The sequence below is a fragment of the Piscinibacter gummiphilus genome, assembly GCF_032681285.1.
GTDB lineage: Bacteria > Pseudomonadota > Gammaproteobacteria > Burkholderiales > Burkholderiaceae_C > Rhizobacter > Rhizobacter gummiphilus_A.
This window is the reverse complement of sequence record NZ_CP136336.1, coordinates 1,672,228-1,696,449: the sequence shown is the minus strand read 5'-3', so window position 1 is coordinate 1,696,449 and position 24,222 is coordinate 1,672,228. Positions and strand designations below refer to the sequence as shown.

Genomic DNA, 24,222 nt, shown 5'->3' with positions numbered 1-24,222 from the left:
TCGTCCGATCTGCGTTTGTGGCCCTTTCACCCACCATTCAGCCACCGATGACCACGGTTCATCGTGTTGAACGACTACGCGAAAGGAAACCTTAAATGAACTTGAACAAACAACTTCTGGCGGCATGCATTGCAGGCGTCTGCGCGGTTTCGGCAGCCCAGGCACAAGTGGCCAATTCGGGCCTCTACATCGGTGGCAACGTGGGCCAGTCGAAGTGGAAAGGCGGCGATTTCGACGTGACCGACAAGAACAAGGTCGGCGCCAAGGCCTTCGTCGGCTACGACTTCACGCCGAACATCGCGCTCGAACTCGGCTACGTCAACTTCGGTGACTTCGGCGGCCTCGATGCCGACGGCGGCTTCGTCGACGGCGTGCTGAAGGTGCCGTTCACGCCGCAGTGGGTGGGCCTGGCACGCGCCGGTCTGTTCCAGGGCCGCGTGAATGCCGGCGGTGGCGACAGCCGCGACGGCACCTCGTGGAAGGGTGGCCTGGGCCTGCAGTACAACGTGACGCAGAACCTCGGCGTGCGTGCCGAGTACGAGCGCTACAAGTTCGACGTGCTCGGTGGGCCGAAGTCCGACATGGTGAGCGTCGGCGCAACCTACCGCTTCTGATGCGTTGAACGACCGGGCCCGCTGCCGACGGCTTCAGCCGCGGCGGTCGGGCTTCGGTTCGTGAGGGCGCTCAATGCCATCGAGCGGCGCCGGCAGCGTGGGCGCGTGCACCCGCACCCGCGCCCCCATCACGCTCACCTCCTGCCCTGCGCGGATCTTGCAGGTCTTGCGCAACTCCTGTTGACCGTCGACCTGCACCTTGCCGCCGGCCACCATCGCCTTGCCGGCCCCACCGCTGTGCGCGAGCCCGGTGACCTTGAGCAGCGCATCGAGCGTGATGTAGTCGCCGTGCAGCTCGAATTCGATCTGTCGCATCGGTCCTTCCCTGTCTGTTGATCTATGTCTGCGTTTATCGGCGAGTGTCCGCCAAACCGAAGGCCTCTGCCAACAGGCTATAGGAGGTGCGGCGCACCGCCGGGTCGTGCGCCCAGGTGTTGATGACGATCTCGTCGAGCGAGAGTTCTGCGGCGAGGGCCTCCAGCTTGCGCTTGACCTGCGCGGCCGTGCCGACGAAGGCACGCTGGCGCATCGGCTCGACCACACGTTCGAGCTCCTCCACCGTGAACCCGCGCGCGGCCACCGCCTCGGGCGACTGCAGCGGGCCCAGCACGCCGCGCCCGCGGTCGACACGCCAGCGCTCGCGGCTCAGTGCGTGGTGCACGGCCTCTTCTTCGGTGTCGGCCGCCAAGGCCCACACGCAGATCGTGGCCTGCGCCTGCGGGTGGCGCTCGCTCGGCTGGTAGAGCCTTCGGTAGAGGTCGAGCGCCTGCTCGACGCCCTGCCCGTCGACGAAGAAATACGCGTAGGCATACGGCAGCCCCATGTGCGCGGCGAGCTGCGCGCCGTAGTCGGAACTGCCCAGCACCCACACCTCGGGGGCATGCGGCCCGCGCGGATGGGCGACGACGCCGCGATGCGGCTGCCCCGTCGTCCACGCCTGCAGCTCGCGAATCTGCTCCGGGAAGTGCTCGGCCGTGCCGTAGGTGTGCGGGTTGAGCGCCTGCGCGGTGCGCATGTCGCCGCCCGGGGCGCGCCCCACGCCGAGGTCGATGCGCCCGGGCGCCAGCGCCTCAAGCACGCGGAACTGCTCGCTCACTTTGAGCGCCGAGTAGTGCGGCAGCATCACCCCTGCACTGCCGATGCGGATGCGGCTTGTGCGGGCGGCAATCGCCGCCATCAGGATTTCGGGCGCGCTGCCCACGATGGTGGGCAGGCTGTGGTGCTCGCTCAGCCAGAAGCGGTGGTAGCCCAGCGCCTCCACATGCTCGGCCAGCGCGAGCGTGTCGCGGATGGCGGCGTCTTCGCTGCTGCCGCTCAATGAGACGGATTGGTCAAGAACAGAGAGCTTCATGGGAAAAGTGTCGCGATGCCTGAGGTATATTCAGCCTACAGGTATACGCAAGACAGTGGTTGCGAGAGATTTTTTCGAATGCCGGCCTGGTTCCAGTCCGGTTCCGTCAGAACCCCCCGAGTACGTTTCTTGAGTGTCTCTGCGTGCGGAGCATGTTGCTGCGCATGAATAACTTGTTCAAAGAAAGATAGGAATCGTCCATGACGACTCAAACCGGAACCGTGAAGTGGTTCAACGAAAGCAAGGGCTACGGCTTCATCGCTCAAGATGCAGGCGGCGCCGACCTCTTCGCCCACTTCCGTGACATCCAGGGCAACGGCTTCAAGACCCTGCTGGAAAACCAGCGCGTCGAATTTGAAGTCAAGCAGGGCCAGAAGGGCCTGCAAGCCGCGAACATTCGCGTGCTGGCTTGAGGGTCCGGCGCCTCTGGCGCCAGGCCATCTGAAAACGCGGCTTCGGCCGCGTTTTTCATTTCACCCCTAGGCTGACATCTGGGCGACAACATCGTCCCGGCAGCGCACTAGCATGGCGCCTCTCATCCAACCGGAGATTGCCATGCCTGCCCTCACCGCCCTCACCAATCATCAGGTCCGCCTCGCCGCCCGCCCCGTGGGCAACACCAAGCCGAGCGACTGGAGCCACACCTCCGAGCCGGTGGCCGAGCCGTCCGAGGGGGGCGTGCTGGTCAAGACCCTGGTGCTCTCGCTCGACCCCGCCATGCGCGGCTGGATGAACGAAGGCAAGAGCTACATCCCCCCGGTGGGCATCGGCGAGGTGATGCGGGCCGGCGGCGTGGGCGTGGTGGTCGCCTCGAAGAACCCGGGCTATGCGGTCGGCGACCACGTGTACGCGAGCCTCGGCGTGCAGGAGTACGCCAACATCCCCGAGAGCGAGTTCAAGCGGGCCGGGCTGGTCAAGGTCGACCTGCGCGTGGGCAGCGCCACGCAATGGCTCAACGTGCTCGGCATGCCCGGCATGACGGCCTACTTCGGCCTGATCGACGTGGGCCAGCCCAAAGCCGGCGAGACGCTCGTCGTCTCGGGCGCGGCCGGCGCTGTGGGCCAGACGGTGGGCCAGCTCGCCAAGATCCGCGGCCTGCGGGTGGTGGGCATCGCCGGGGGCCCGGCCAAGTGCGACTGGGTGGTCAAGGAGCTGGGCTTCGACGCCTGCATCGACTACAAGGCCGGCAAGCTGAAGGAACAGCTGCGCGACGCCTGCCCCAAAGGCGTCGACATCTACTTCGACAACGTCGGCGGCGAGATCCTCGACACCGTGCTCACCCGCATCACCCGCGGCGCACGCATCGTGATCTGCGGCGCGATCAGCCAGTACAACAACACCACGCCCGTGCAGGGGCCGGCGAACTACATGTCGCTGCTGGTCAACCGCGCGCGCATGGAAGGCATGGTCGTCTTCGACTACGTCGACCGCTACCCGGTGGCCATCGCCGAGATGGCCGGCTACCTCAAGACCGGCAAGATGAAGAGCAAGGAGGACGTAATGACGGGCGGCGTCGATGCCTTCCCGGCGACGCTGCTCAAGCTCTTCAGTGGCGAGAACTTCGGCAAGCTCGTGCTGCAGGTCGCCACCGAGTGAACCCACGGCCCGCCCTGGGCGGGCCTCCCTCGAAAACGCACCCCACGCCGGGCAGTGTCGGGACTAGACTGCCCTCCCATGCATCCCCCTCCGGCCCCGCTGCTGTCGCTCAGCCTCGCCCCGGGCTGGGCCGCGGTGCTGGACGCCAGCAGCGATGCGCTGGCCCTGCTCGACGATCAGGGCCGAGTCGTCTGGGCTAACGCTGCCTTTGCACGGGTCACCGGCCCGGACTGGCCCCAGCTTCTGGCGGGGCATTCCCCTGAGCAAGAACGGCCCCTGAGCTGGCAGGCTCCTTCCGGCGAGCAGCGCCACGGCAAGGTCACCTTGCGCCGGCTGGGTGCCGAGGAATCGCTGCCGCCCGCGACCTGGCTGCTGCGCCTCGTCGACACCACCGAGCTGCAACGCCTCGCCGACGAAGCCCGCCACCAGGCCGAGCTGCTCGACATGACGCAGGAGTTCGGCCGCCTGGCCGTCTGGGAGCGCGACATCCCCAGCGGCGCGGGCCGCTGGGACCGTCACATGTTCCGTCTCTTCGGCCTGCCCGAAGGCGATGGCACACCGTCGTTCGACGAGGCCGCGCAGCGCATCCACCCCGATGACCGCCTGTCGGCAAGCTACCTCGCCTCCACCCGCGCCGCGGGCCGCTACGAGCACCACTACCGCGTCCTGCTGCCCGACGGCACGGTGCGCCGCGTGCATTCGCAATGGGAGGTGAAGACCTCGCCCACGGGCGTGCCCGATCGCGCGATCGGCCTGATCGTCGACGACACCGAGGTCTACCGCCTCGCCGATGCCTACGACAAGACCAACACCCACCTCAAGCTCGCGGTGGAGGCGGCCAACATCTCCGTCTGGCGGCACGACCTCGCCTCCGACCGCTTCTTCTACAACGACCTCGGCTTTCGCATCCTCGGCTTCGAGCCGCGACCCGAGGGCATCTCGCGCACCGAGCTGCGCGCCCTGATCCACCCCGACGACCTGCCCGGCATCGTCGCCTCGGTCGAACAATCGCTGCGCAGTGAAGAGCCTGTCGACGTGCAGGCCCGCTACCGCCGCACCGACGGCAGCTGGGCGCACATCCTCACCCGCCGCGCGGTGCGCCGCAACGACAAGGGCGAGCCGGTCGAGTTCATCGGCGTGGGCCTCGACATCAGCGCCCAGGTCGAGCAGCTGCGCGAAGCCAGCGAACGCGCCGACCTGCTCCAGACGGCCGTGAGCGCGGCCGGCGTGGGCGTGTGGAGCCGAACCCCCGACAGCCCGCGTGCCAACTGGAACGAGCAGATGTTCCGCATCACCGGCCGCCCCCAGCACCTGGGCGGGCCGACACGCGAAGAGTGGATCAACGAGATCGTGCACCCCGACGACCGCGACGCGTTTCGCTCGGCCCGCATGGCGCCCTCGGCCGACGCCAGCTCGGTGGAGCACGAAGGCCGCATCGTGCGGCCCGACGGCGAGGTGCGCTGGCTGGTGCACCGCGTGCGCCGCGAGCGACGCGACGGCGTGCCGATGGTCTTCGGCGTCACGCTCGACGTGACCGAGCGCGTGCTCGCCGAGACGGCGCTGCGCAGCGTCAACGAACGTGTGGCGTTCGCGGCGCGCAGCGTCGGCATGGGCACCTGGGAGTGGAACGTCGAGACCGGCGAGGCCATGTGGGACGAGGCCATGTTCCACCTGCGCGGCATGGAACCCCAACCCACGGCGCTCAACTCCGAGCAGCGGTTCGCCATGACCCACCCCGACGACGTCGAGCTCGTGAAGGCCGCCCTGCGCGACGCCGCCCGCAACGCCGGGCCCACGTCCTACGAGTTCCGCGTGATCCGGCCCGACGGCAGCGTGCGCTGGCTTGCCTCGCGCTCGACGCCGGCTCCCGACGCGAGCGGCCGCAGCACCAGGCGCATCGGCATCAACTGGGACGTGACCGAGAGCAAGAACGCCGAAGTGCGCCAGCGCGAACACGAGCTGGCGCTGCGCGAGAGCCGGGCCAAATCGGAATTCCTCTCCCGCATGAGCCACGAGTTGCGCACGCCGCTCAACGCGGTGCTCGGCTTCGCGCAGCTGCTGCTGATCGGCAAGGACGGGCTGACCTCGCAGGCGCGCGGCAAGGTCTCGCACATCCAGTCGGCCGGTGAACACCTGCTCGCGCTGATCGACGATGTGCTCGACCTCTCCAGCCTCGAGAGCGAGCAGCTGCGCCTCGACCTGCAGCCGGTGCGCCTGCACGAGGTGCTGCGCGAGGCGCTGCCGCTGGTCGAGACGCTGTCGCGCAACCACGGCATCACGCTGCACACCGGCGAACTCGAAGGCACGGTGATTGGTGACCGCACGCGGCTGCGCCAGATGCTCATCAACCTCTTGAGCAATGCGATCAAGTACAACCGCCCGCAGGGCCGGGTGACGGTGACGAGCGTGGTCGAGCGCGACCACGTGCAGCTGCGCGTGCACGACACCGGCCTCGGGATGACCCGCGACCAGCTTGCGCACCTCTTCGAGCCATTCAACCGGCTCGGGCGCGAGCGCGAAGGCATCGAAGGCACCGGCATCGGCCTCGCCGTGGTGAAGGCGCTGGCCAAGCGCATGCAGGGTGAAGTCGAGGTCGAAAGCCAGGCCGGCGAGGGCTCGACCTTCTCGGTGCGGCTGCCGCGCGCCCGGGATGCGGCGGATGTGGCACTGCCCGTGGGGCCTGGCTCGTCGCCCAGCACGCCGACCGCACCTCCCGCCACGCTCACGCGCCGCGGCAGCGTGCTCTACATCGAAGACAACCCCGTCAACGTGCTCTTGGTCGAGGAGCTGGTCCGCATGCGCCCGGGGCTCACGCTTGCATCGGCCCCCACCGGCATGGCGGGGGTCGCTGCGGCCGCGCAGTTGCAGCCCGACCTCATCCTCATCGACATCCAACTGCCCGACATCGACGGCTTCGAGGTGCTGCGCCACTTGCGCCAGCAGGCCGCCACCTCGCACACGCCGTGCATCGCGCTGTCGGCCAACGCCATGCCCGACGACATCGCCCGCGCGCGCCACGCGGGTTTCGCCGACTACTGGACGAAGCCCATCGACTTCGCGAACTTCCTCTCCGCACTGGACGAGCGTTTCCCCGGCTCGCCACGCGGGCATGACCAATGACACCTGCATGAGCCCGCAACCTGGGTGAGCATGCGGGCCGCAGCGACACAGCATCGCTGCGATCCCAAAAAAAGCTCAGGAGGTTGTCATGTCGCTGTCATCGCGCGTTGCGCGTCTTGCCGCTGCCGCTTTCGCGGCCACACTCGTTGCCGCCTGCGGCGGCGGTGGTGACGATGGGGGAGGCTCGCCACCCCCGCCACCACCGGCCGGCACGTTCCAGGTTTCGGGCCAGATCCGCGTGGCCGACAACACGCTCGTCGACAGCGACGTCAACGACGAAAACGCTCCTTACACGGCGAACGACAGCTTCGCCACCGCCCAGGCCCTGCCCAACCCGGTGAGCCTCGCGGGCTACGTCAACGAGGCGGGCCAGGGCGCCAGCGGGCGCTCGCGCGCAGCCGGTGACCGCAGCGACTTCTTCCGCGTCGACGCGGTGGCCGGCCAGACCGTCTCGCTCGTTGTCGGCGACCCGCAGGCCGGCGACATCGACCTCTATCTCTACGACGAGAACCAGAACGAGATCGAGGTCTCGGAAGACACTGGCCGCTTCGAGGCGCTCACCATTCCCGCCACCGGGCGCTACTACGTCGAGGCCTACGCCTACCAGGGCGCCGGCAACTACGTGCTCGCCGTCGGCCAGGAGGCCGTCCATGGCCAGGGTGGCGGCTTGTTGCGTAGCGCCGATTTCGTGCCGGGCGAGGTGATCGTGCGCTGGCGCCAGCCCGCGCAGGTCGAGCGGGCCGGCAAGCGCAGTGCCGCCAGCCCGCTCTCTGTGCACGCCCTGTCGAAAGTGGCCGGCCCCACCGAAGGCGCCTGGCTGGCGAAGCTCGACAGCCCGCGCAGCCATCTCCTGCAGTCGCGCAGCGGCGGGCGGGTCTCCGCGCTGGCCGCTGACCGCAACGCCGCGCTCTCGCACGCCGAGCTCAAGGCCGCCACGCTGCAGGCCATCAAGCAGCTGCGCGCCGACCCCGCGGTGCTCTCGGCCGAGCCCAACTACATCCAGCGCGCCTATGCCACGCCTGCCGACCAGTACTACCGGCTGCAGTGGCATTACCCGCTCATCAACCTGCCCGCCGCGTGGGACATCACCACCGGCAGCAACTCGGTGATCGTGGCCGTGATCGACACCGGCGTGCTCACCGGGCATCCCGACCTCGCCGGCCAGCTCGTGCCCGGCTACGACTTCATCACCGACCCGGCCCGCGCCAACGACGGCAACGGCCCAGACAACGACCCCAACGACCCGGGCGACAACACCACGCCGGGCGGCTCGAGCTCCTTCCACGGCACGCACGTGGCGGGCACCGTGGCCGCATCGAGCAACACCACGCGCGGCGTGGCGGGCGTGGCGTGGAACGCGCGCATCATGCCGCTGCGGGCCCTGGGCGTGAATGGCGGCACTTCGTTCGACATCCTGCAGGCCGTGCTCTACGCCGCGGGTCTGCCCAACGGCTCGGGCACACTGCCCGCCCGCCGCGCCGACATCATCAACTTGAGCCTCGGCGGTGGCGCCCCGACGCAGGCCGCGCAGGAGGTCTACACGCAAGCCCGCGCGGCCGGCGTGATCATCGTGGCGGCGGCCGGCAACGAGAGCACCTCGCAGCTGTCGTACCCGGCCTCGTATGACGGCGTGATCTCGGTGAGCGCGGTGAGCATCCGCAAGACGCTCGCGAGCTACTCCAACTACGGCTCGCGCATCGACGTGGCGGCCCCCGGCGGCGACAGCGGCGACGTGAACGGCGACGGCTACGAAGACGCCGTCGCCAGCACCATCGGCGACGACCGCTCGGGCACCATCGCCTACAGCTACGGCCTGCTCTCGGGCACTTCGATGGCGGCGCCGCACGTGGCGGGCGTGCTGGCGCTGATGAAGTCGGTGAACCCGGCCCTCACGCCCGACGACATCGACCGGCTGCTCGTGGCCGGCCGCCTGACCACCGAGCTCGGCCCCGGAGGGCGCGACGACCAGTTCGGCCACGGCCTCATCGATGCGCTCAAGGCGGTTCAGGCCGCTCAGAACGGCACCGCCCCCACGCCCGCGCTGCTGGTGGCGACGCCGGGCACGCTCAACTTCGCGCCCGGCATCACCGCGCAGACCCTGGTGCTCACCAACAACGGCACCGAGGCCCTGAACGTGACCGCGGTCAACGTCACGCCTGCCAGCCCCTGGCTCACGGTCACGCCGCCCGCTGCGGCCAACGGCCTGGGCACCTACACCGTGACGGTGAACCGCACTGGGCTCACGCCCGGCGCCTACAACGCGAGCCTCCAGTTCGTGTCGAACGCCAACACGGTGAGCATGCCGGTGGTGCTGCAGGTCACGGCCGGTGGCGGTGCGAGCCCGAGGCCCAACCTCGGCGAGCTCTACGTCCAGCTGGTGAACCCCGACACCCTGGCCGGCGTGGCGCAGGTGCGTGTGCGCGCGACCAATGGCGTCTACAACTACCAGTTCACCAACGTGGCGGCCGGCACCTACTACGTGCTGGCCGGCAGCGACCCCAACAACGACGACCGCATCTGCGACGTGGGCGAAGCCTGCGGCGCCTACCTGACGCTCGACGACCCGGTGCGCGTGACGATCAGCGGCAGCCGCGGCGGGCTCGATTTCAGCGCCGGCTTCGTGACCTCCATCGGTGCGGCCGGCCAAGACCGTTGGAACCCTCTGGCGCGAAACGCCTCCACCACGGGTCTTCCACGCATGAAAGCCCCCGCGCTATGAGTCAACCCGCGAGCCCCCGTCGGCCCACCCTTGCCGTGCTCAGCGCCGGCATGCTGCTCGGCGCCTGCCAGGCGCAGGCGCCGGCCCGCCCCGACCCGCTGCCCGACCAGGTGTTGTACGTGGGCTCTCAATGCGGTGCCGACGCGCCCTTGGTCGAACGCATCGCCGACGCAGCCGTCCTGCGGCAGGCCATCGCGGGCCGCATCGTCGGTGACCCCCCAGCCCTGCCCACCGTCGACTTCGACCGCTCGCTGGTGCTGCGACTCTCCATGGGCCAGCAGCCGAATGCCGGGTATCGCCTGGGCGTGCTCGGCACACGCGTCGAAGGCGTGGCCCGCCGCCTGGTCATCGACACCGTGTGGGCCACGCCCGAGCCGGGCCGCATGTATGCCGCGATGGTCGCGCAGCCCTGCGTGATCCTCGCGGTGCCGCGCGGCGACTACGGCAGCGTGGCGGTGCTCGATGCGCAAGGCCGCGAGCGCATGGGCTCGGCCCAGCCGCTGCGCTGATCAGGCCGGCCGCACGTCTTCCAGCAAGCCTTCCAGCAGCCCGCGCTCGCGCAGCATGGGCTGCACCTGCGGATCGCGCCCGCGGAAGGCGCGGTAGGCCTCGCGCGGCTCGCGGCTGTTGCCGCTCGAATAGATGCACTCGCGCAGGCGCTGCGCCACCTTCGCATCGAACGGGTTGCCGGCTTCGGTGAAGGCGTCGTAGCCGTCGGCGTCGAGCACCTCGGCCCACAGGTAGACGTAGTAGCCCGCCGCATAGCCCGAGCCGGCGAAGAGGTGCAGGAAGTGCGGCAGGCGGTGGTTCATGCCCACCGCCGCCGGAAGGCCCATGCGCTCCACCTCCGCGCGCTCGAAGGCCACGATGTCGGGGCCCTCGGCGTCGCTGCGCGAATGGATCGCCATGTCGACCTTCGCCGAAGCGAGGTAGCGCAGCGTCTCGTAGCCTTGGTTGAACTTGTTGGCCGCCTCGATGCGCTTCACCAGCTCCTCGGGGATCGGCTCGCCCGTGGCGTGGTGCCGCGCGTGGCGCCGGAGCACCTCGCGCTCGCCGAGCCAATGCTCGAAGAGCTGCGACGGCAGCTCCACGAAATCCCGCAGCACGTTGGTGCCGGAGAGGCGTTCGTACCCCACGTTCGACAGCAGCCCATGCAACCCATGGCCGAACTCGTGGAAGAGCGTACGCGCATCGTCGACGCTCAAGAGCGTGGGCTCCCCCGGCGCGCCCTTCGCGAAGTTGTTGTTGTTCGCCACGATGGGGATGACTCGCGTGCCGTCGGCGCCACGCGACTGCTGGCGGTACAGCGACATCCACGCCCCGCTGCGCTTGGTGGGCCGCGCGAAGTTGTCGTGAAGGAACACGCCGATGAGCTCGTCACCCTGGAACACTTCGTACACCTTCACGTCGGGGTGATAGGCGCGGAGGTCGGCGCGCGGCACGAAGCGCAGGCCGAAGAGGCGGCTTGCGCAATCGAAGGCGGCCTCGACCATGCGATCCAGCGGGAAGTAGGGTTTCACCGCCGCCTCGTCGACGTCGTAGCGCTGCTGGCGCAGCTTCTCGGCGAGGTAGCGCCAGTCCCACGCCTCGACCTGTGTCGGCTCGCCGTGCGCCGCGGCCAGTGCCACCAGGTCGCGCAGTTCCTCGGCCGCACGCTGGGCGGCCGGGGCCCACACCTTGTCCAGGAGTTCGTTCACCGCCGAGCGGGTGCCGGCCATGGTGTCGGCGAGCACGTAGTCGGCATAGCAGGCGTAGCCGTGCAGGCGCGCCTGCTCGTGCCGCAGCGTCATGATCTCGCGCGCCACCGGCCGGTTGTCGTGCGGGCCCTCGTGCTCGCCGCGGCTCACCCACGCGCGCCAGGCCTCTTCGCGCAGGTCGCGCCGCTGGCTGAAGGTGAGGAAGGGCACGATGTGGGAACGCGAGAGCGTGATCACGTGCGCGTCGGCCATGCCGCGCTCGGCGGCGGCCTGGCGGGCGGCGGCACGCACGAAGCCGGGCAGGCCAGCGAGGTCGCGCTCGTCGCGCAAGACCAGGCGGAACGACGATTCGTCGGCCAGCACGTTTTGCCCGAAGCGCGTGTGCAACTCGGCCAGCCGCTGCATGACCTGGGCGTAGCGCTTCTGCTCGTCAGCGCCGAGCTTGGCCCCTGCACGCACGAAGTCGAGGTGAATGCGCTCGACCAGGCGCTTCTGCTCGGCGCTGAGGCCGAGCGTCTCGCGCTGCGCATGCAGCGCATCCACGCGCTTGAAGAGCATCGCGTTCATGTAGATCGCGCTGCCGTGCGCGGCGAGCGGCACGGCCATCTCGCGCTCCACGGCCTGCAGCTCGGGCGAGGTCTCGCTCGCCGCGAGGTTGTGGAAGAGCGACTCCACGCGCGCCAGCAGCCGGCCGCTGCGGTCGAGCGCGGCAATGGTGTTGTCGAAGGTCGGCGCGGCGGGGTTGGCCGCGATCGCGTCGACCTCGGCCCGTTGCTCTGCCAGCGCCGCGTCGAACGCCGGCTTGAAATGGTCGGCACGAACCTCGGCAAACGGTGGCAGCGCGTGCGGCGTGGTCCAGGGTTGCACCAAAGGGTTGGAGGTCATGGCGCGTCTCGCATGGCAGAAGGTGCGGTCGATTCTAGGGAGCCGCCTCCACAGCGCTGCGGGTCGAGCGTGATGTCCTTGTCAGCGGCTGTCGCGCCCGCGCCAGCGGGAATGCCCCTGCACTCCTATCATCGTTCGCGACTTCACACGCCACGTTCCATGAGCAGTCTCACACCCCTGTCCACCATCCTCGCCGGCCGCCTGCGCGACGGGCATGACGTTCGATTCGACATCCCCGGCGACTGGTTGCAAGGCCGCACCTCGTTCGGCGGGCTGATCTCCACACTGGCCGTGCAGGCGATGCGCGACGTGGCCGGCAGCGCCTGGCCCGAGGCCGTCAAGCTGCGCGCCCTGCAGACGAGCTTCATCGGCCCCGTGGGGCTGGGGGAGATGCATGTCAACGTCACGCTGCTGCGCGAAGGCAAGAACATCCGCCAGGTGCAGGCCCTCGTGAGACAGCAGGGCCAGGTGTCGGCGCTGCTGCTCGGTGTCTTCGGCATCGACCGCGAGACCATCGTGCCGGTGAAGTCACCCGAGCGCCCGCCGGTGGCGCGCTCGCCGGAAGACACGCCCGAGCGCGCGCTGCGCGGCGGCGCCCCGAACTTCACGCAGCACATGGACATGCGCTTCGTCGAAGGCGTGGCGCCTTTCTCGGGCCAGCACAGCGAGGTGAGCAAGATCCACCTGCGCCTGAAGGGCGAGCCGACGCCCATCGACCTCGAGCTGCTGACGGTGCTGCTGGCCGACGTGCCGCCCACGCCGGTCATCAGCAACTTCACCCAGCCCACGCCAGCCAGCTCGGTGTCGTGGGAACTGGAGCTGCGCCCGCTCGCGCAAGCCCCCGCGGCCGATGGCTGGTGGCGCGTGGACACCGACGTGCTCGCCTCCGGCGGCGGCTACGTCAACCAGATCACGAAGCTGTGGGCGCCGGGCGGCGAACTGGCCGCGCTGGGCTACCAGGTGGCCGCGATCTACGGCTGAGCGTCGTCTTTCGGCGCCGCTTTCTTGGCGGCGGCCTTCTTGGCCGGCGCTTTTTTCGCGGCCGGCTTTTCGGCCGGCTTCTCGCCGCCGCCGTCGAGCGCCTGAGACAGCAGCTCGGCCAGCAAGCCGTTGACGCCGCCTTCGTGCGCGGTGCTGCGCTCGTTGATGCGCTTCACGAGATCGCTCGGCAGCTTGCAGGCAAAGGGCACGAGGCCGAGTGCCGCGTCGCGGGCCCGCCGCTCGCGCTTGTCGAGCGCCTCGGCGGCGCCCTGCGCGAAGCGGTCGGGCACGCCGGCCGCCCTCATGCGGCCGGCCACTTTGAGGCCCAGGTTCTTGGCGAGGTCGAATTTCTTCAGGCTCATGGCGCAGGTCTCCGCTCGGGCATGGCCCAGTTCAGGGGCCGCCATTCTCGCCGCGTCGGCGGTGGTCTAATCCCCGCCTCCTTTCCTTGGTACAAACGCATGGCCCTCAAGGCAACGATCTACAAGGCGCAGATCCAGCTCGCCGACATGGATCGCAACATCTACGGCGACCACAACGTGACCATCGCGCGCCACCCGTCGGAAACCGACGAGCGCATGATGATCCGCCTGCTGGCCTTCGCGCTCAACGTGCCGGCCGACGACCACCAGGGCAAGCTCGAATTCGCGAAAGACCTGTGGGACACCGACGAGCCCAGCCTCTGGCAGAAAGACCTCACCGGCCAGATCGTGCAGTGGATCGACCTCGGCCAGCCCGACGACAAGCGCGTGATGAAGTCGGCCCCACGCGCCGAGCGCATGGCGGTCTACAGCTACACGAGCAGCACGCCGATCTGGTGGAGCGGCATCGCCACCAAGATCACCCGCACCAGCAACGTGACGGTGTGGCAGGTGCCGGCCGAGCAGAGCCAGCAGCTGGCCACGCTCGCGCAGCGCACCATGCAGCTGCAGGTGACGGTGCAGGACGGCACCGTGTGGGTGGGCGACGGCACGCAGAGCATCGAGATCACCCCGCAGAAGCTGTACGGCTGAGGAAGCGCCAATAATCGGTCCACCATGACCGACACCGCCTACACCGTCTCGCACAACCCCGCCCAGCATCGCTTCGAGGTCGCCGTCGAAGGCCAGTTCGCGATCGCCGAGTACACGATGCCGAGCCCCTCGGTGATGCGCCTCACGCACACCGTGGTGCCGAAGTCCCTCGAAGGCCGTGGCATCGCCGGCGCCCTCGCCCGCTTTGCGATGGCGCACGCCCGCGAGCACCAGCTCAAGATCGATCCGCAGTGCCCCTACATGCGTGCCTACATGGAGAAGCACCCCGAGTCGCACGACCTGCGCATATGAAGCGCCTCGCCAGCTTCGTCGCCGCGCCACTTCTTTTCCTTTCGAGCGTCTCCGCCATGCCGCAAACCCCAGCCTTGCCCGACAGCACCGACCCTTACCTCTGGCTGGAAGACGTGCAGGGCGACAAGGCGCTCGATTGGGTGCGCGAGCGCAACGCGGTGTCGCAGAAGGTGCTGATGGCACAACCCGACTTCGAGCAGACGCGCTCGCAACTGCTCGAGGTGCTGAACGCGAAAGACCGCATCCCGAGCGTCACCCGCCGCGGCGACTGGCTCTACAACTTCTGGCAGGACGAGCGCAACAAGCGCGGCCTCTGGCGCCGCACCACGCTCGCCGACTACCGCAACGCATCGCCGAAGTGGGAGACGGTGCTCGACCTCGACGCCCTCGGCGCGGCCGAAAACGAGAACTGGGTTTGGGGCGGCGCCGTCTGCCTGGGGCCGAGCTACCGCCATTGCCTGATCTCCCTCTCGCGTGGCGGGGCCGATGCGAAGGTCGTGCGCGAGTTCGATGCGGCCCGGCGTGAGTTCGTGAAAGATGGGTTCACGCTGCCCGAGTCGAAGGGCGACGTCGACTGGATCGACGAGAGCACGATCTACGTCGCCACCAATTTCGGCCCCGGCTCGATGACCGACTCGGGCTACCCGCGCGTCATCAAGCGCTGGAAGCGCGGCACGCCGCTGAGCGAGGCGACGACGGTGTTCGAAGGCGAGGCGAAAGACGTGGCCGTGCACGTGAGCGTCGACCCGACGCCCGGCTTCGAGCGCACGGTGTTCTACCGCTCGCTCGATTTCTACAACAGCAAGGTCTTCCTCCTGCAGGGCGACAAGCTCGTGCCGCTCGACATCCCGAGCGACGCGAGCCCCGCCTTCATGCGCGACACGCTGCTGCTGCACCTGCGCAGCGACATGACGGTGGGCGAGCAGCGCTTCCCCGCCGGCTCGCTGCTGCACACCAACGCATCGGCCTACCTGCAAGGCCAACGCAAGCTCGCCGCGCTCTTCACGCCGACCGCCACCCGCTCGCTCTCGGGCTACACGGCGACGAAGAGCCACGTGCTGCTCAACATCATCGACAACGTGGCCGGCAAGCTGGAGCAGTGGCACAAGAGCGGAGACCTCTTCACCCGGCGCGAGGTCAACGCGCCCTACCCCGGCTCGCTGGGTGTGAGCGCGCTGCACGACCCGCTGATCAAGGATGACCCGCTCGCCGAGGCCTACTGGCTGAGCTACACCGACTTCCTCACGCCCGATTCGCTCTACCTCGGCAGCACGGCCGACGACAAGCGCGAACTGCTCAAGAGCCGCGGCGCGCTCTTCGACGGCACCGGCATGCGCGCCGAGCAGCGCTTCGCCACCTCGAAAGACGGCACCAAGGTGCCCTACTTCGTCGTCTGGCCGAAAGACGCCAAGCCCGACGGCGCGAACCCGACGCTGCTCTACGGCTACGGCGGCTTCGAGATCTCGCTCAAGCCCTGGTACTCGGGCGGATTCGGCCGCGCGTGGTACCGCCGTGGCGGTGTGCTGGTGGTGGCCAACATCCGCGGCGGTGGCGAGTACGGCCCGGCCTGGCACCAGGCCGCGGTGAAGGCGAACAAGCAGCGCAGCTACGACGACTTCATCGCGGTGGCTGAAGACCTCGTCCAGCACCAGATCACGTCGCCGAAGCACCTCGGCATCATGGGTGGCAGCAACGGTGGCCTGCTGGTGGGCGCCACCGTCACCCAGCGGCCGGATCTCTTCAACGCGGTGGTGTGCCAGGTGCCGCTGCTCGACATGCGCCGCTACCACACGCTGCTGGCCGGCGCCTCGTGGATGGCCGAATACGGCAACCCCGACCTGCCCGACGAGTGGGCCTACATCTCCAGGTACAGCCCCTACCAGAACGTGAAGCCCGGCGTGAAGTACCCGCGCGTGCTCTTCACCACCTCGACGCGCGACGACCGCGTGCACCCCGGCCACGCCCGCAAGATGGCGGCTCGCATGCTGGAGCAGGGCCACGACATCCTCTACTACGAGAACATCGAAGGTGGCCACGGCGGTGCGGCCGACAACGAGCAGCGTGCGCACCTGCAGGCGCTCGAATACAGCTACCTCTGGCAGCAGCTCGGGCGCTGACGATGGACACCAAAGCCGCCGAGGTGCTGCAGTTCTGGTTCGGTGACGGCCCGCCCTACGCCGACCGGCCGGAGTGGTTTCGCAAGAGCGATGCCTTCGACCGCGAGATCGAGCGCCGCTTCGCAGCGCTGATCGAGACTGCGCTGCAAGACGGCCTCGCCGCCTGGGCCGCCGAGCCGGCCACGGCGCTCGCCCGCGTCATCCTGCTCGACCAATTCCCCCGCAACGTCTTCCGCAACACGCCCAAGGCCTTTGCCGGCGACCCGCTGGCGTTGGCTGCCGCACGGGCGATGGTCGAGCGAGGGCAGCACACCGCCCTCGCGCCGGTGCAGCGGGTGTTCGTCTACCTGCCCTTCGAGCACGCTGAAGACCTGGCCGCCCAAGACACCTCGGTGCAGCTCTTCGGAGACCTTGCACGCGAAGCGCCCGAGGCGGGAGCGGGCTGGCTCGACTACGCCGAGCGCCACCACGCCATCGTGGCGCGCTTCGGCCGCTTTCCCCACCGCAACGCCATCCTCGGGCGCCCTTCCACCCCGGAAGAGACCGCGTTCCTGAGCCAGCCAGGCTCATCGTTCTGAGCCGTCTTCCCGCCCTGATGGGGGGGCTGGGTCACAAACGCTGGTTTTCCCCAAGGCGGGGGCCTCGGCGCTCGCTCACACTTATTCTGCACGACCGTCTTTTTATGGCTCTCCCGCCATGAAGGCTGGCACCGGCCGGCCCGCGTTTCCAGCACGACTGCCGCCCGGCGCACTTGTACCGACTTGCTAAATCCGCCCATCGCTTTTCCGACTCGTGAGGAGGGTCAGGCGCAGGCACACTTAAAAACTGCACGCACGTGCAACAACTTGGAGCAGTCTCTTGAACACGAAATCCTTCTGGACCACCGCCCTCGCCGGGCTCGCGATGGCGACCGGCCTGGTCGCCTGCGGCGGCGGGTCTGACGACGTCGAAGCCACCACCGCCAACGGCGTCGTCCGTGGCTCGATCAGTGGCAACACCATCAGCTACAAGGGCATCCCCTACGCCGCGCCCCCGGTCGGCGCCCGCCGCTGGGCCGCCCCGGCCGCCCCGGCCAACTGGAGCGGCGTGCGCGACGCCAAGAGCTTCGCTCCGCATTGTCCGCAGGCCGCATCGCCCTTTGGCAGCGCCTCGACCAACGAAGACTGCCTCTACCTGAACGTCTACACGCCCAAGGCGCCGGGCAACTACCCCGTGTTCGTCTGGATCCACGGCGGCGCGTTCTACCTCGGCCTGTCCGACGGCTACGACCCGACCAAGCTCGTCAACCAGGGCCTGGTTGTCGTCACCCTGAACTATCGGCTGGGCGCGCTCGGGTTCATGTCGCATGCCCTGCTGTCGGCCGAGCAAGGCGGCACCTCGGGCAACTATGGTCTGATGGACCAGCAGGCGGCCCTGCGCTGGGTGCGCGCGAACATCGCCAACTTCGGCGGCAACCGCGACAACATCACCATCGCGGGCGAATCGGCGGGCGGCTTCAGCGTTCACTCGCACGTGGCATCGGCGGGCTCGGCGGGTCTCTTCCACAAGGCCATCGCCATGAGCGCGGCCTACCCGTTCGGCGCAGCTCAAGACAGCCTTGCCGTGGCACAGGCCAAGGGCGCGAGCGTCGTGACGACCGCTGCCACCATCCGCTCCACCGCCACCGGCACCACGGTGCCTGCCTGCAGCGACCTCACTTGCATGCGCAACCTGCCGGTGAGCGTGCTGCTGGGCGCCCAGATGACGCCCTACCCCAGCGGCCCGGTGCCCTCGCGCGACGGCGTGGTGCTGACGCAGGACGTGCGCACGACCATCGCCGCAGGCACCCACAACCGTGTGCCGATGATCGAAGGCACCACGCGCGACGAGTGGCGTCTCTTCGCCGCGCTCGACGAGCTGACTGCGACCCCGCCGATGACCCAGGTGCTCACGAGCGACGCCGACCACATCGCCAAGGTGACGGCACTGCTCGGCGGTGCACTGAACCCGGCGGCAGGCCCCACGGCCACGGCGATGGTCAACGGGTTCTACCCGGCGGCGAACTACGGCGGAAGCGCCACGCTCGCCTATGGCGCGCTCGGCACCGACATGATCTTTGCCTGCAATGGACGCATCGCCGCCCTTGAGCTGCAGCAACATCGTGCGGTGTACGCGTACGAGTTCCGTGACCGCACGGCACCCTCGGTGCTGCCGCACCGCGCGACCCTGGACCTCGGTGCGCCGCACACGTCGGAGCTCCAGTACATCTTCAACATGGCCGGCACCGCATCCTTCAACGCCGCGCAACAGGCGCTGTCGGACACCATGGTGAAGTACTGGGCCAACTTCGCGAAGAACGGCGACCCGAACGGCGCAGGCGTGCCGACCTGGGCGGCCTACACCCAGGCGAACGACAGCTACCAAGGCTTGGACATCGGTACCAACGGTGTGGGGCCGCTCGCGACCAATTTCGCGACGGCTCACAACTGCACGGCCTGGAACGGCATGGTGCCGTTCACCCCGACGCCGTAAGGCATCTCGAGGAAGCAAAAGGGCCGGCGAATGCCGGCCCTTTTTTCATTGGCCGACCCGTCGGCCGGCATGCCAGGCGCTACTTGGCTTCCTGGTCCTGCAGCAGGCGCCACATGACCTTGCCCGAGCCCGACTTGGGCAGGCTGTCGACGAACTGCACGATCTTCGGCACCTTGTAGGCCGCCATGTGGTCGCGCGACCAGGCCATGATGTCTTCCGGCGTGGTCTTGTCCTTGGCCTCTGCGCGCAGCACGACGACGGCCTTGACCGTCTCGCCACGATAGGCGTCTTTCGCGCTGATGATGCAGGCCTCCTGCACCGCAGGGTGCTTGTAGAGCAGCATCTCCACTTCCGCCGGCCACACCTTGAAGCCGCTGGCGTTGATCATGCGTTTCAGGCGGTCGGTGATGAAGAAGTAGCCTTCCTCGTCCATGCGGCCGAGGTCGCCGGTGCGGAAGAAGGGCTTGCCTTCGAACTCGACGAAGACCGCCGCGGTCGCATCGGGCTGGCGCCAGTAGCCTTTGAACACCTGCGGGCCGTGGCTGATGATCTCGCCCACCTCGCCGGGCGGCAGTTCCTTGAGCGAGGTCGGGTCGACCACACGCGAGTCGACACCGAAGATCGGGATGCCCAGGCATTGCGGCTTGGCGCGCTCGGGCGGGTTGCCGTGCGTCGCGGCCGAGGTTTCGGTGAGGCCATAGCCTTCGGCGAAGACGATGCCGAATTCCTTCTCCAGCCGGTCGGCGATGGCCGCGGGCATCGAAGCCCCGCCACCGTTCATGAACTTGAGGCTGGAGAGGTCGAAGCTCTTGTAGTTGGGGCTGCCGAAGAGGTCGATGACCATCGTCGGGATGCAGGTCCAGTGCGTGACCTTGTAGCGCGAGATCAGGCGGCCGACGAGCTCGCGGTCCCAGCGCGGCACCATGACCACGGTCGAGCCGGCAAAAACGCCAGCCGACATGCCGACCATGCCGGTAATGTGGAACATCGGCACCACGCCGAGCGCCACCGCCTCCGGCCCGCCGTGCGCCCACTGGATGCCGCAGCTGTTGTGCATCACCGTGCGGTGGGTGTGCATGCAGCCCTTGGGGTTGCCGGTCGTGCCCGAGGTATAGGGCAGCACGGCCAGGTCGTCGGGCTTGGCGGTATGCGGCCCGGGCTTCAGCTGGCGCGCGAGCATGTCGTTCCACATCAGGTAGGTGGCGCTGCCCTGGCCTGCCGCCGGCAGCACCGGCTCGCTGCGCAGCCATGCCTCGACCGGCGCGGCCGGCGCATCGGCCGGGTCGATGGCGCCGGGCGCGGACATCGCATCCGAATAGCGCGTCACGAGCACCTGCGCCAGCCGCTTGTCGGCCGGAAGCGCCGCGTTGGCCGTCTCGACGATGGCGGCCAGATCGGCTCCGCAGATCGCGACCTTCGCCTCGGGGTCGGTGATGTAGTGGCCGAGTTCGTCGGCCTTGTTCATCGGGTTGACGGGCACGACCACCGCGTTGGCGCGCAGGATGCCGAAGAACGCCGCGAGGAACTGCGGGCAGTTCTGCATGTAGAGCAGCACGCGGTCGCCGGCCTTCACGCCCACGCTCTGCAGCCAGCCAGCCAGATGGTCGGCGTCGTCGTGCAGCTGCTGGTAGCTCATCGGCTTGCCGAAGAAGATGGTCGCCGCCTTCTCGGGAAAGCGCTGCGCGGTCACGAAGAGGTTGAACCACAGCGAGGTGGCCGGGACGACCAACTCACGCGGCAGGCGGCGCGGCCAGATGCGTTCGTGGGGGCGGGTTGCGGCTTCAGACACAGGGACTCCTTGAGACGAAGAAAAAGAGGTTTCGAGCGAACGGTATGGCCCGAAGCATGGCAGTGCAGAAGGGTCGCGGCGCCTACGGACAAACCCTAGCGCGGCATGAGGGTTGCCCTTCCCTCGCGCGCCGTCATGCCACGACGGCGCCCGTCGAGGAGCATTCCATGAACACCGGCTCGATCTTCCTGCGCACCGTGCGCGCCCGCCTCTTCACGCCGCTCGCCTGCGGCCTCGCCGCCGCGTCGCTGATCGCCTGCGGCGGCGGCGACGATCCCGTCACGCCTCCCAGCGGCAACCAGGCCCCCGTCATCACCCTCGCGAGCCCGGCGGCCGACGCAACCTACCGCGCGGGCGACGACATCACCGTCACCGCCACGGCCACCGACCGCGAAGACGGGGCCCTCGCGGCGAACCGCCTCACCTGGTGGATCGACCTGCATCACGACACCCACAGCCACCCGGCGCAGCCGGTCACGAATGGAGGAAGCGGTACGTTCGACACGCCCACGCGCACGGAGGTGTCGGCCAATGTCTTCTACCGCGTGCACGTGCGCGCGGTCGACAGCGGCGGCCGCGCCACCGAAGTCACGCGTGACGTGCGCCCGCAGACCGCCGAGATCACGCTCGCCACGCAGCCGGCCGGCCTGCAACTCACCCTCGACGGCCAGCCCGTCACCGCCCCGCACACGGTCACCGGCGTGCAGGGTGTGGAGCGCGACCTCGGGGCAGCCACGCAGGTGGCCAACGGCCGCCGCTACACCTTCGCCGGCTGGAGCGACGGCGGCGGTGCCACGCACACCATCGGCACGCCCACCGCCAACACCACCTACACCGCCACGTTCACCGATGACGGCCCGGCCAACAACGCGCCGCCCACGGTGAGCCTCGCCGCCGCCGGCAGCGGTGTGGTAGGCACGCCTGTCGCGCTGTCGGCGGCGGCAGCCGATGCCGACGGCAGCGTCTCGCGCGTGCAGTTCTTCGACGGCAGCACCCTGCTCGGCGAAGACACGAGCGCGCCGTTCGAATGGGCGTGGACGCCCACCACCGCAGGCACCCACGCGCTCACCGCGCGCGCCACCGACAACGCCGGCGACAGCACCACCAGCGCCACGGTCACCGTGACGGTGATCGACAACACCGGGCCGGACGGCGTGCCCCCCACCGTCGCCCTGACGAGCCCCGCCCACCTTGCCGTGTCGTTGAGCGGCACCGTGAGCGTGAGCGCCACTGCCGCCGACAACGTCGGCGTGGCCGCGGTCGAGTTCCAGGTCGACGGCGTGGCGCTCGGCGGCGACGACACCCTCGCGCCCTACAGCGCCTCGTGGGACACCTCGGCCTACCCGCCCGGCCAGCACGTCGTGCGCGCCCGGGCGCGCGATGCGGCCGGCAACGTCTCGGCCTGGAGCAGCGCCACGGTGCAGGTCGTGAGCGGCGCCGCCGTGCCGCAAGGCTTCACCCGGCAGGAGAACTGGATCGGCGGCCTCGACAACGCCACCGCCTTCGCACAGGCGGCCGACGGCCGGTTCTTCATCGCCGAGCAGGACGGCCGCATCCGCATCGCCAACGCGCAGGGCCAGTTCCAGCTGCTGCCGGTGGTCAACCTGGCGGTCGATTCGAGCGGCGAGCGCGGGCTGATCGGCATTGCGCTTCCGCCCGGCTTCCCGTCACCCGGCTACCTCTACGTGCACTACACACGCCCGGACGGGCGCGCCCGGAACCGCGTGGCGCGCTTCCCGTACAACGACCTCGTCATCGGCTCGGAAGACCGCCTGCTCGACCTGCCCGAGCTGTCGAACGCCACCAACCACAACGGCGGCGCCATCCACTTCGGCGCCGACGGCAAGCTCTACATCGGCGTGGGCGACAACGCCGACTCCAGCCACTCGCCCGACCTGTCGACACCCTTCGGCAAGCTGCTGCGCATCAACCCCGACGGCAGCATCCCCAACGACAACCCGTACTTCGACAGCCAGCGCGGCGTGGCCCGCGCCATCTGGGCGAGCGGCCTGCGCAACCCCTTCACCTTCGCGGTGGAGCCCGGCACCGGCCGCATCTTCATCAACGACGTGGGCGCAGGCGCCTGGGAAGAGATCAACCTCGGTGCGCCGGGAGCCGACTACGGCTGGCCCGCCACCGAAGGCCCGACCAACGCGGCCGGCGTGACCGCCCCGCTCTTCGCCTACCGCCACGACGCCACGAGCCCGCCCGGCTCGGGCCCGGGCGGCTTCTTCCTCGGCCAGTCGATCGCCGGCGGTAGCTTCTACCCCGCCGCCGGCGGCACCTTCCCGGCCGCGTACCGGCGCAACTACTTCTTCAGCGACTACGTGGCCAACACCGTGGGGCGGCTCGACCCGGCCAACGGCAACGCCGCCTACGCCTTCGCCACCGTCAACGGCAACCCTGTCGACATGCTGGTGGGCCAGGACGGTGCGCTCTACGTGCTGACACGCCAGGGCATCACGCGCATCGCGCCCTCACTTTGAGCGGCCGGCCCTCGCGCTGCTGCCGCCGCGCAGTTCGCGCAGGGCCTTGGCGAACTCCTGCACCGCGAGCGTCTGGTCGACGCTGCCGCGACGGGTGAAGAGGCCGAGCGGCGGCAAGGCGATGGCCGGCGCCACCGGCACCAGCACCACGCCGCCGCGCGCGACCTCGTCGCGTGCGTGCTCGAAGCGCACTGCACCGAGCAGGGCCGGGTCGAGGCGCAGCACCGCGCCCACCGTCACCGACGACATCGCTTCGATCACCGGCTCCGGCGGGTCGACGCCTTCGTTGAGAAATGCCGTCATGAACGCCTGGCGCACCAGCGTCTGCCGCGGCGGCGCCACCCAGTCGGCCGCCTGAAGATCGACCCAGCCCAGGCGCCGGCGCCGGGCCGTCGGGTTCGACGCCGAGCCGAGCACGCACAGGCGGTCTTCCACCAGCACTTCGGACTGCAGGTTGCGCAGCAGGTCGCTTGTCAGCAGCTCGGTCGTGACGGCACCGAACACGCAATCGAGTTCGCCATCGAGCAGCCGCTGGATCAGCTCGCTCACCCGGCCCTCGTGCAGGCGAACCGACGCCTGCGGCAGGCGCTGGCGCAGCGTCACCACCGCCGCCGGCACGGCCGCGGTGACCGAAAACGTGCCCACGCGCAGCACGGCACTCGCGCCGCTGCGCATGGCCTCGGCTTCGTCGTGCGCATGCGAGAGCTCCCCCAGCACCACGCGCGCACGGTGCACGGCCGCCGTGCCGATGGGCGTGGTGTGCACACCCTGGCGGCTGCGCTCGAAGAGCGGCGCGCCCAGCGCCTCCTCGGCCTCGACCAGCATCTTGCTGATCGCCGGCTGGCTGAGATGAAGGCGCGCCGCGGCGCCGCGCATGGTGCCGGTTTCGGCCAGCACCACCAGCAGTTCGAGGTGCCGCAGGCGCAGGCGCCGCACGAGGTAGTCGAAGCCTTTGCTCATCCAGGATTTGCCTTGTTTCGCGTGATCACTCAACGTGATCACGTCATCAGGATTATCGACTTCCGAGCAAT

General features: G+C 69.1%; 19 protein-coding genes. 13 read left to right on the top strand and 6 right to left on the bottom strand.

Annotated features, from left to right (window positions below):
* Nucleotides 1-95 precede the first annotated feature (95 nt).
* Entirely contained in the window at nucleotides 96-614 is a 519-nt protein-coding gene (locus tag RXV79_RS08095) for an outer membrane beta-barrel protein (RefSeq protein WP_296721353.1), read from the top strand.
* Nucleotides 615-647: 33 nt separating this feature from the next.
* On the opposite strand, the gene RXV79_RS08090 is transcribed toward RXV79_RS08095, so the two are convergent.
* Together RXV79_RS08090 and RXV79_RS08085 are read right to left on the bottom strand one after the other, a co-directional pair.
* Nucleotides 648-929: an RNA-binding S4 domain-containing protein gene (locus tag RXV79_RS08090; RefSeq protein ID WP_316702908.1), complete on the bottom strand. Its 282-nt coding sequence runs from the start codon at nucleotides 927-929 to the stop codon at nucleotides 648-650.
* Nucleotides 930-963: 34 nt separating this feature from the next.
* Nucleotides 964-1,965: an LLM class flavin-dependent oxidoreductase gene (locus RXV79_RS08085; RefSeq protein ID WP_316702907.1), complete on the bottom strand. Its 1,002-nt coding sequence runs from the start codon at nucleotides 1,963-1,965 to the stop codon at nucleotides 964-966.
* Between the two features lie 200 nt (nucleotides 1,966-2,165).
* Between RXV79_RS08085 and RXV79_RS08080 the strand changes: the two genes are divergently transcribed.
* From RXV79_RS08080 to RXV79_RS08060, 5 genes are all read left to right on the top strand, one after another.
* Complete coding sequence (locus tag RXV79_RS08080) at nucleotides 2,166-2,378, top strand: cold-shock protein (protein ID WP_296721360.1); 213 nt, start codon at nucleotides 2,166-2,168, stop codon at nucleotides 2,376-2,378.
* Nucleotides 2,379-2,520: 142 nt separating this feature from the next.
* Nucleotides 2,521-3,561, top strand: coding sequence for an NADP-dependent oxidoreductase (locus RXV79_RS08075; protein WP_316702904.1), 1,041 nt, complete (start codon nucleotides 2,521-2,523; stop codon nucleotides 3,559-3,561).
* A gap of 78 nt (nucleotides 3,562-3,639) precedes the next feature.
* Nucleotides 3,640-6,681: a PAS domain-containing protein gene (locus RXV79_RS08070; protein WP_316702902.1), complete on the top strand. Its 3,042-nt coding sequence runs from the start codon at nucleotides 3,640-3,642 to the stop codon at nucleotides 6,679-6,681.
* A gap of 88 nt (nucleotides 6,682-6,769) precedes the next feature.
* Nucleotides 6,770-9,400, top strand: coding sequence for a S8 family serine peptidase (locus RXV79_RS08065; protein ID WP_316702901.1), 2,631 nt, complete (start codon nucleotides 6,770-6,772; stop codon nucleotides 9,398-9,400).
* Entirely contained in the window at nucleotides 9,397-9,909 is a 513-nt protein-coding gene (locus RXV79_RS08060) for a protease complex subunit PrcB family protein (protein WP_316702899.1), read from the top strand. The genes RXV79_RS08065 and RXV79_RS08060 overlap by 4 nt, the downstream gene beginning before the upstream one ends.
* On the opposite strand, the gene RXV79_RS08055 is transcribed toward RXV79_RS08060, so the two are convergent.
* Nucleotides 9,910-11,982, bottom strand: a complete 2,073-nt coding sequence (locus tag RXV79_RS08055; RefSeq protein WP_316702898.1) for a M3 family metallopeptidase — start codon at nucleotides 11,980-11,982, stop codon at nucleotides 9,910-9,912.
* Nucleotides 11,983-12,141: 159 nt separating this feature from the next.
* Between RXV79_RS08055 and RXV79_RS08050 the strand changes: the two genes are divergently transcribed.
* A complete protein-coding gene (locus tag RXV79_RS08050) occupies nucleotides 12,142-12,963 on the top strand; it encodes an acyl-CoA thioesterase (RefSeq protein WP_316702897.1) in 822 nt (273 codons plus the stop codon).
* Here RXV79_RS08050 and RXV79_RS08045 read toward each other — a convergent pair.
* Nucleotides 12,954-13,325, bottom strand: coding sequence for a hypothetical protein (locus RXV79_RS08045; RefSeq protein ID WP_413816670.1), 372 nt, complete (start codon nucleotides 13,323-13,325; stop codon nucleotides 12,954-12,956). The genes RXV79_RS08050 and RXV79_RS08045 overlap by 10 nt on opposite strands.
* Before the next feature lie 99 nt (nucleotides 13,326-13,424).
* Between RXV79_RS08045 and RXV79_RS08040 the strand changes: the two genes are divergently transcribed.
* From RXV79_RS08040 to RXV79_RS08020, 5 genes are all read left to right on the top strand, one after another.
* Entirely contained in the window at nucleotides 13,425-13,976 is a 552-nt protein-coding gene (locus RXV79_RS08040) for a YaeQ family protein (RefSeq protein ID WP_316702895.1), read from the top strand.
* Between the two features lie 24 nt (nucleotides 13,977-14,000).
* Nucleotides 14,001-14,288 carry a GNAT family N-acetyltransferase gene (locus RXV79_RS08035; protein WP_316702894.1) on the top strand — a complete coding sequence of 96 codons (288 nt, stop codon included), beginning with the start codon at nucleotides 14,001-14,003 and terminating at the stop codon, nucleotides 14,286-14,288.
* Nucleotides 14,285-16,405 (top strand): prolyl oligopeptidase family serine peptidase, encoded by a 2,121-nt coding sequence (locus tag RXV79_RS08030; protein ID WP_413816669.1) that lies wholly within the window; start codon nucleotides 14,285-14,287, stop codon nucleotides 16,403-16,405. The genes RXV79_RS08035 and RXV79_RS08030 overlap by 4 nt, the downstream gene beginning before the upstream one ends.
* Before the next feature lie 2 nt (nucleotides 16,406-16,407).
* Nucleotides 16,408-16,983 (top strand): DUF924 family protein, encoded by a 576-nt coding sequence (locus tag RXV79_RS08025; RefSeq protein ID WP_316702892.1) that lies wholly within the window; start codon nucleotides 16,408-16,410, stop codon nucleotides 16,981-16,983.
* Between the two features lie 280 nt (nucleotides 16,984-17,263).
* Complete coding sequence (locus RXV79_RS08020; protein WP_316702891.1) at nucleotides 17,264-18,916, top strand: carboxylesterase/lipase family protein; 1,653 nt, start codon at nucleotides 17,264-17,266, stop codon at nucleotides 18,914-18,916.
* A 79-nt stretch (nucleotides 18,917-18,995) separates the two neighbouring features.
* Here RXV79_RS08020 and RXV79_RS08015 read toward each other — a convergent pair whose 3' ends face one another.
* Nucleotides 18,996-20,705, bottom strand: a complete 1,710-nt coding sequence (locus tag RXV79_RS08015; RefSeq protein WP_316702889.1) for a long-chain fatty acid--CoA ligase — start codon at nucleotides 20,703-20,705, stop codon at nucleotides 18,996-18,998.
* Between the two features lie 167 nt (nucleotides 20,706-20,872).
* On the opposite strand from RXV79_RS08015, the gene RXV79_RS08010 reads away from it, so the two are divergent.
* Nucleotides 20,873-23,191 carry a PQQ-dependent sugar dehydrogenase gene (locus RXV79_RS08010; RefSeq protein ID WP_316702888.1) on the top strand — a complete coding sequence of 773 codons (2,319 nt, stop codon included), beginning with the start codon at nucleotides 20,873-20,875 and terminating at the stop codon, nucleotides 23,189-23,191.
* Here RXV79_RS08010 and RXV79_RS08005 read toward each other — a convergent pair.
* Nucleotides 23,183-24,151, bottom strand: a complete 969-nt coding sequence (locus tag RXV79_RS08005; protein WP_316702887.1) for a LysR family transcriptional regulator — start codon at nucleotides 24,149-24,151, stop codon at nucleotides 23,183-23,185. The genes RXV79_RS08010 and RXV79_RS08005 overlap by 9 nt on opposite strands.
* Between the last annotated feature and the right edge of the window lie 71 nt (nucleotides 24,152-24,222).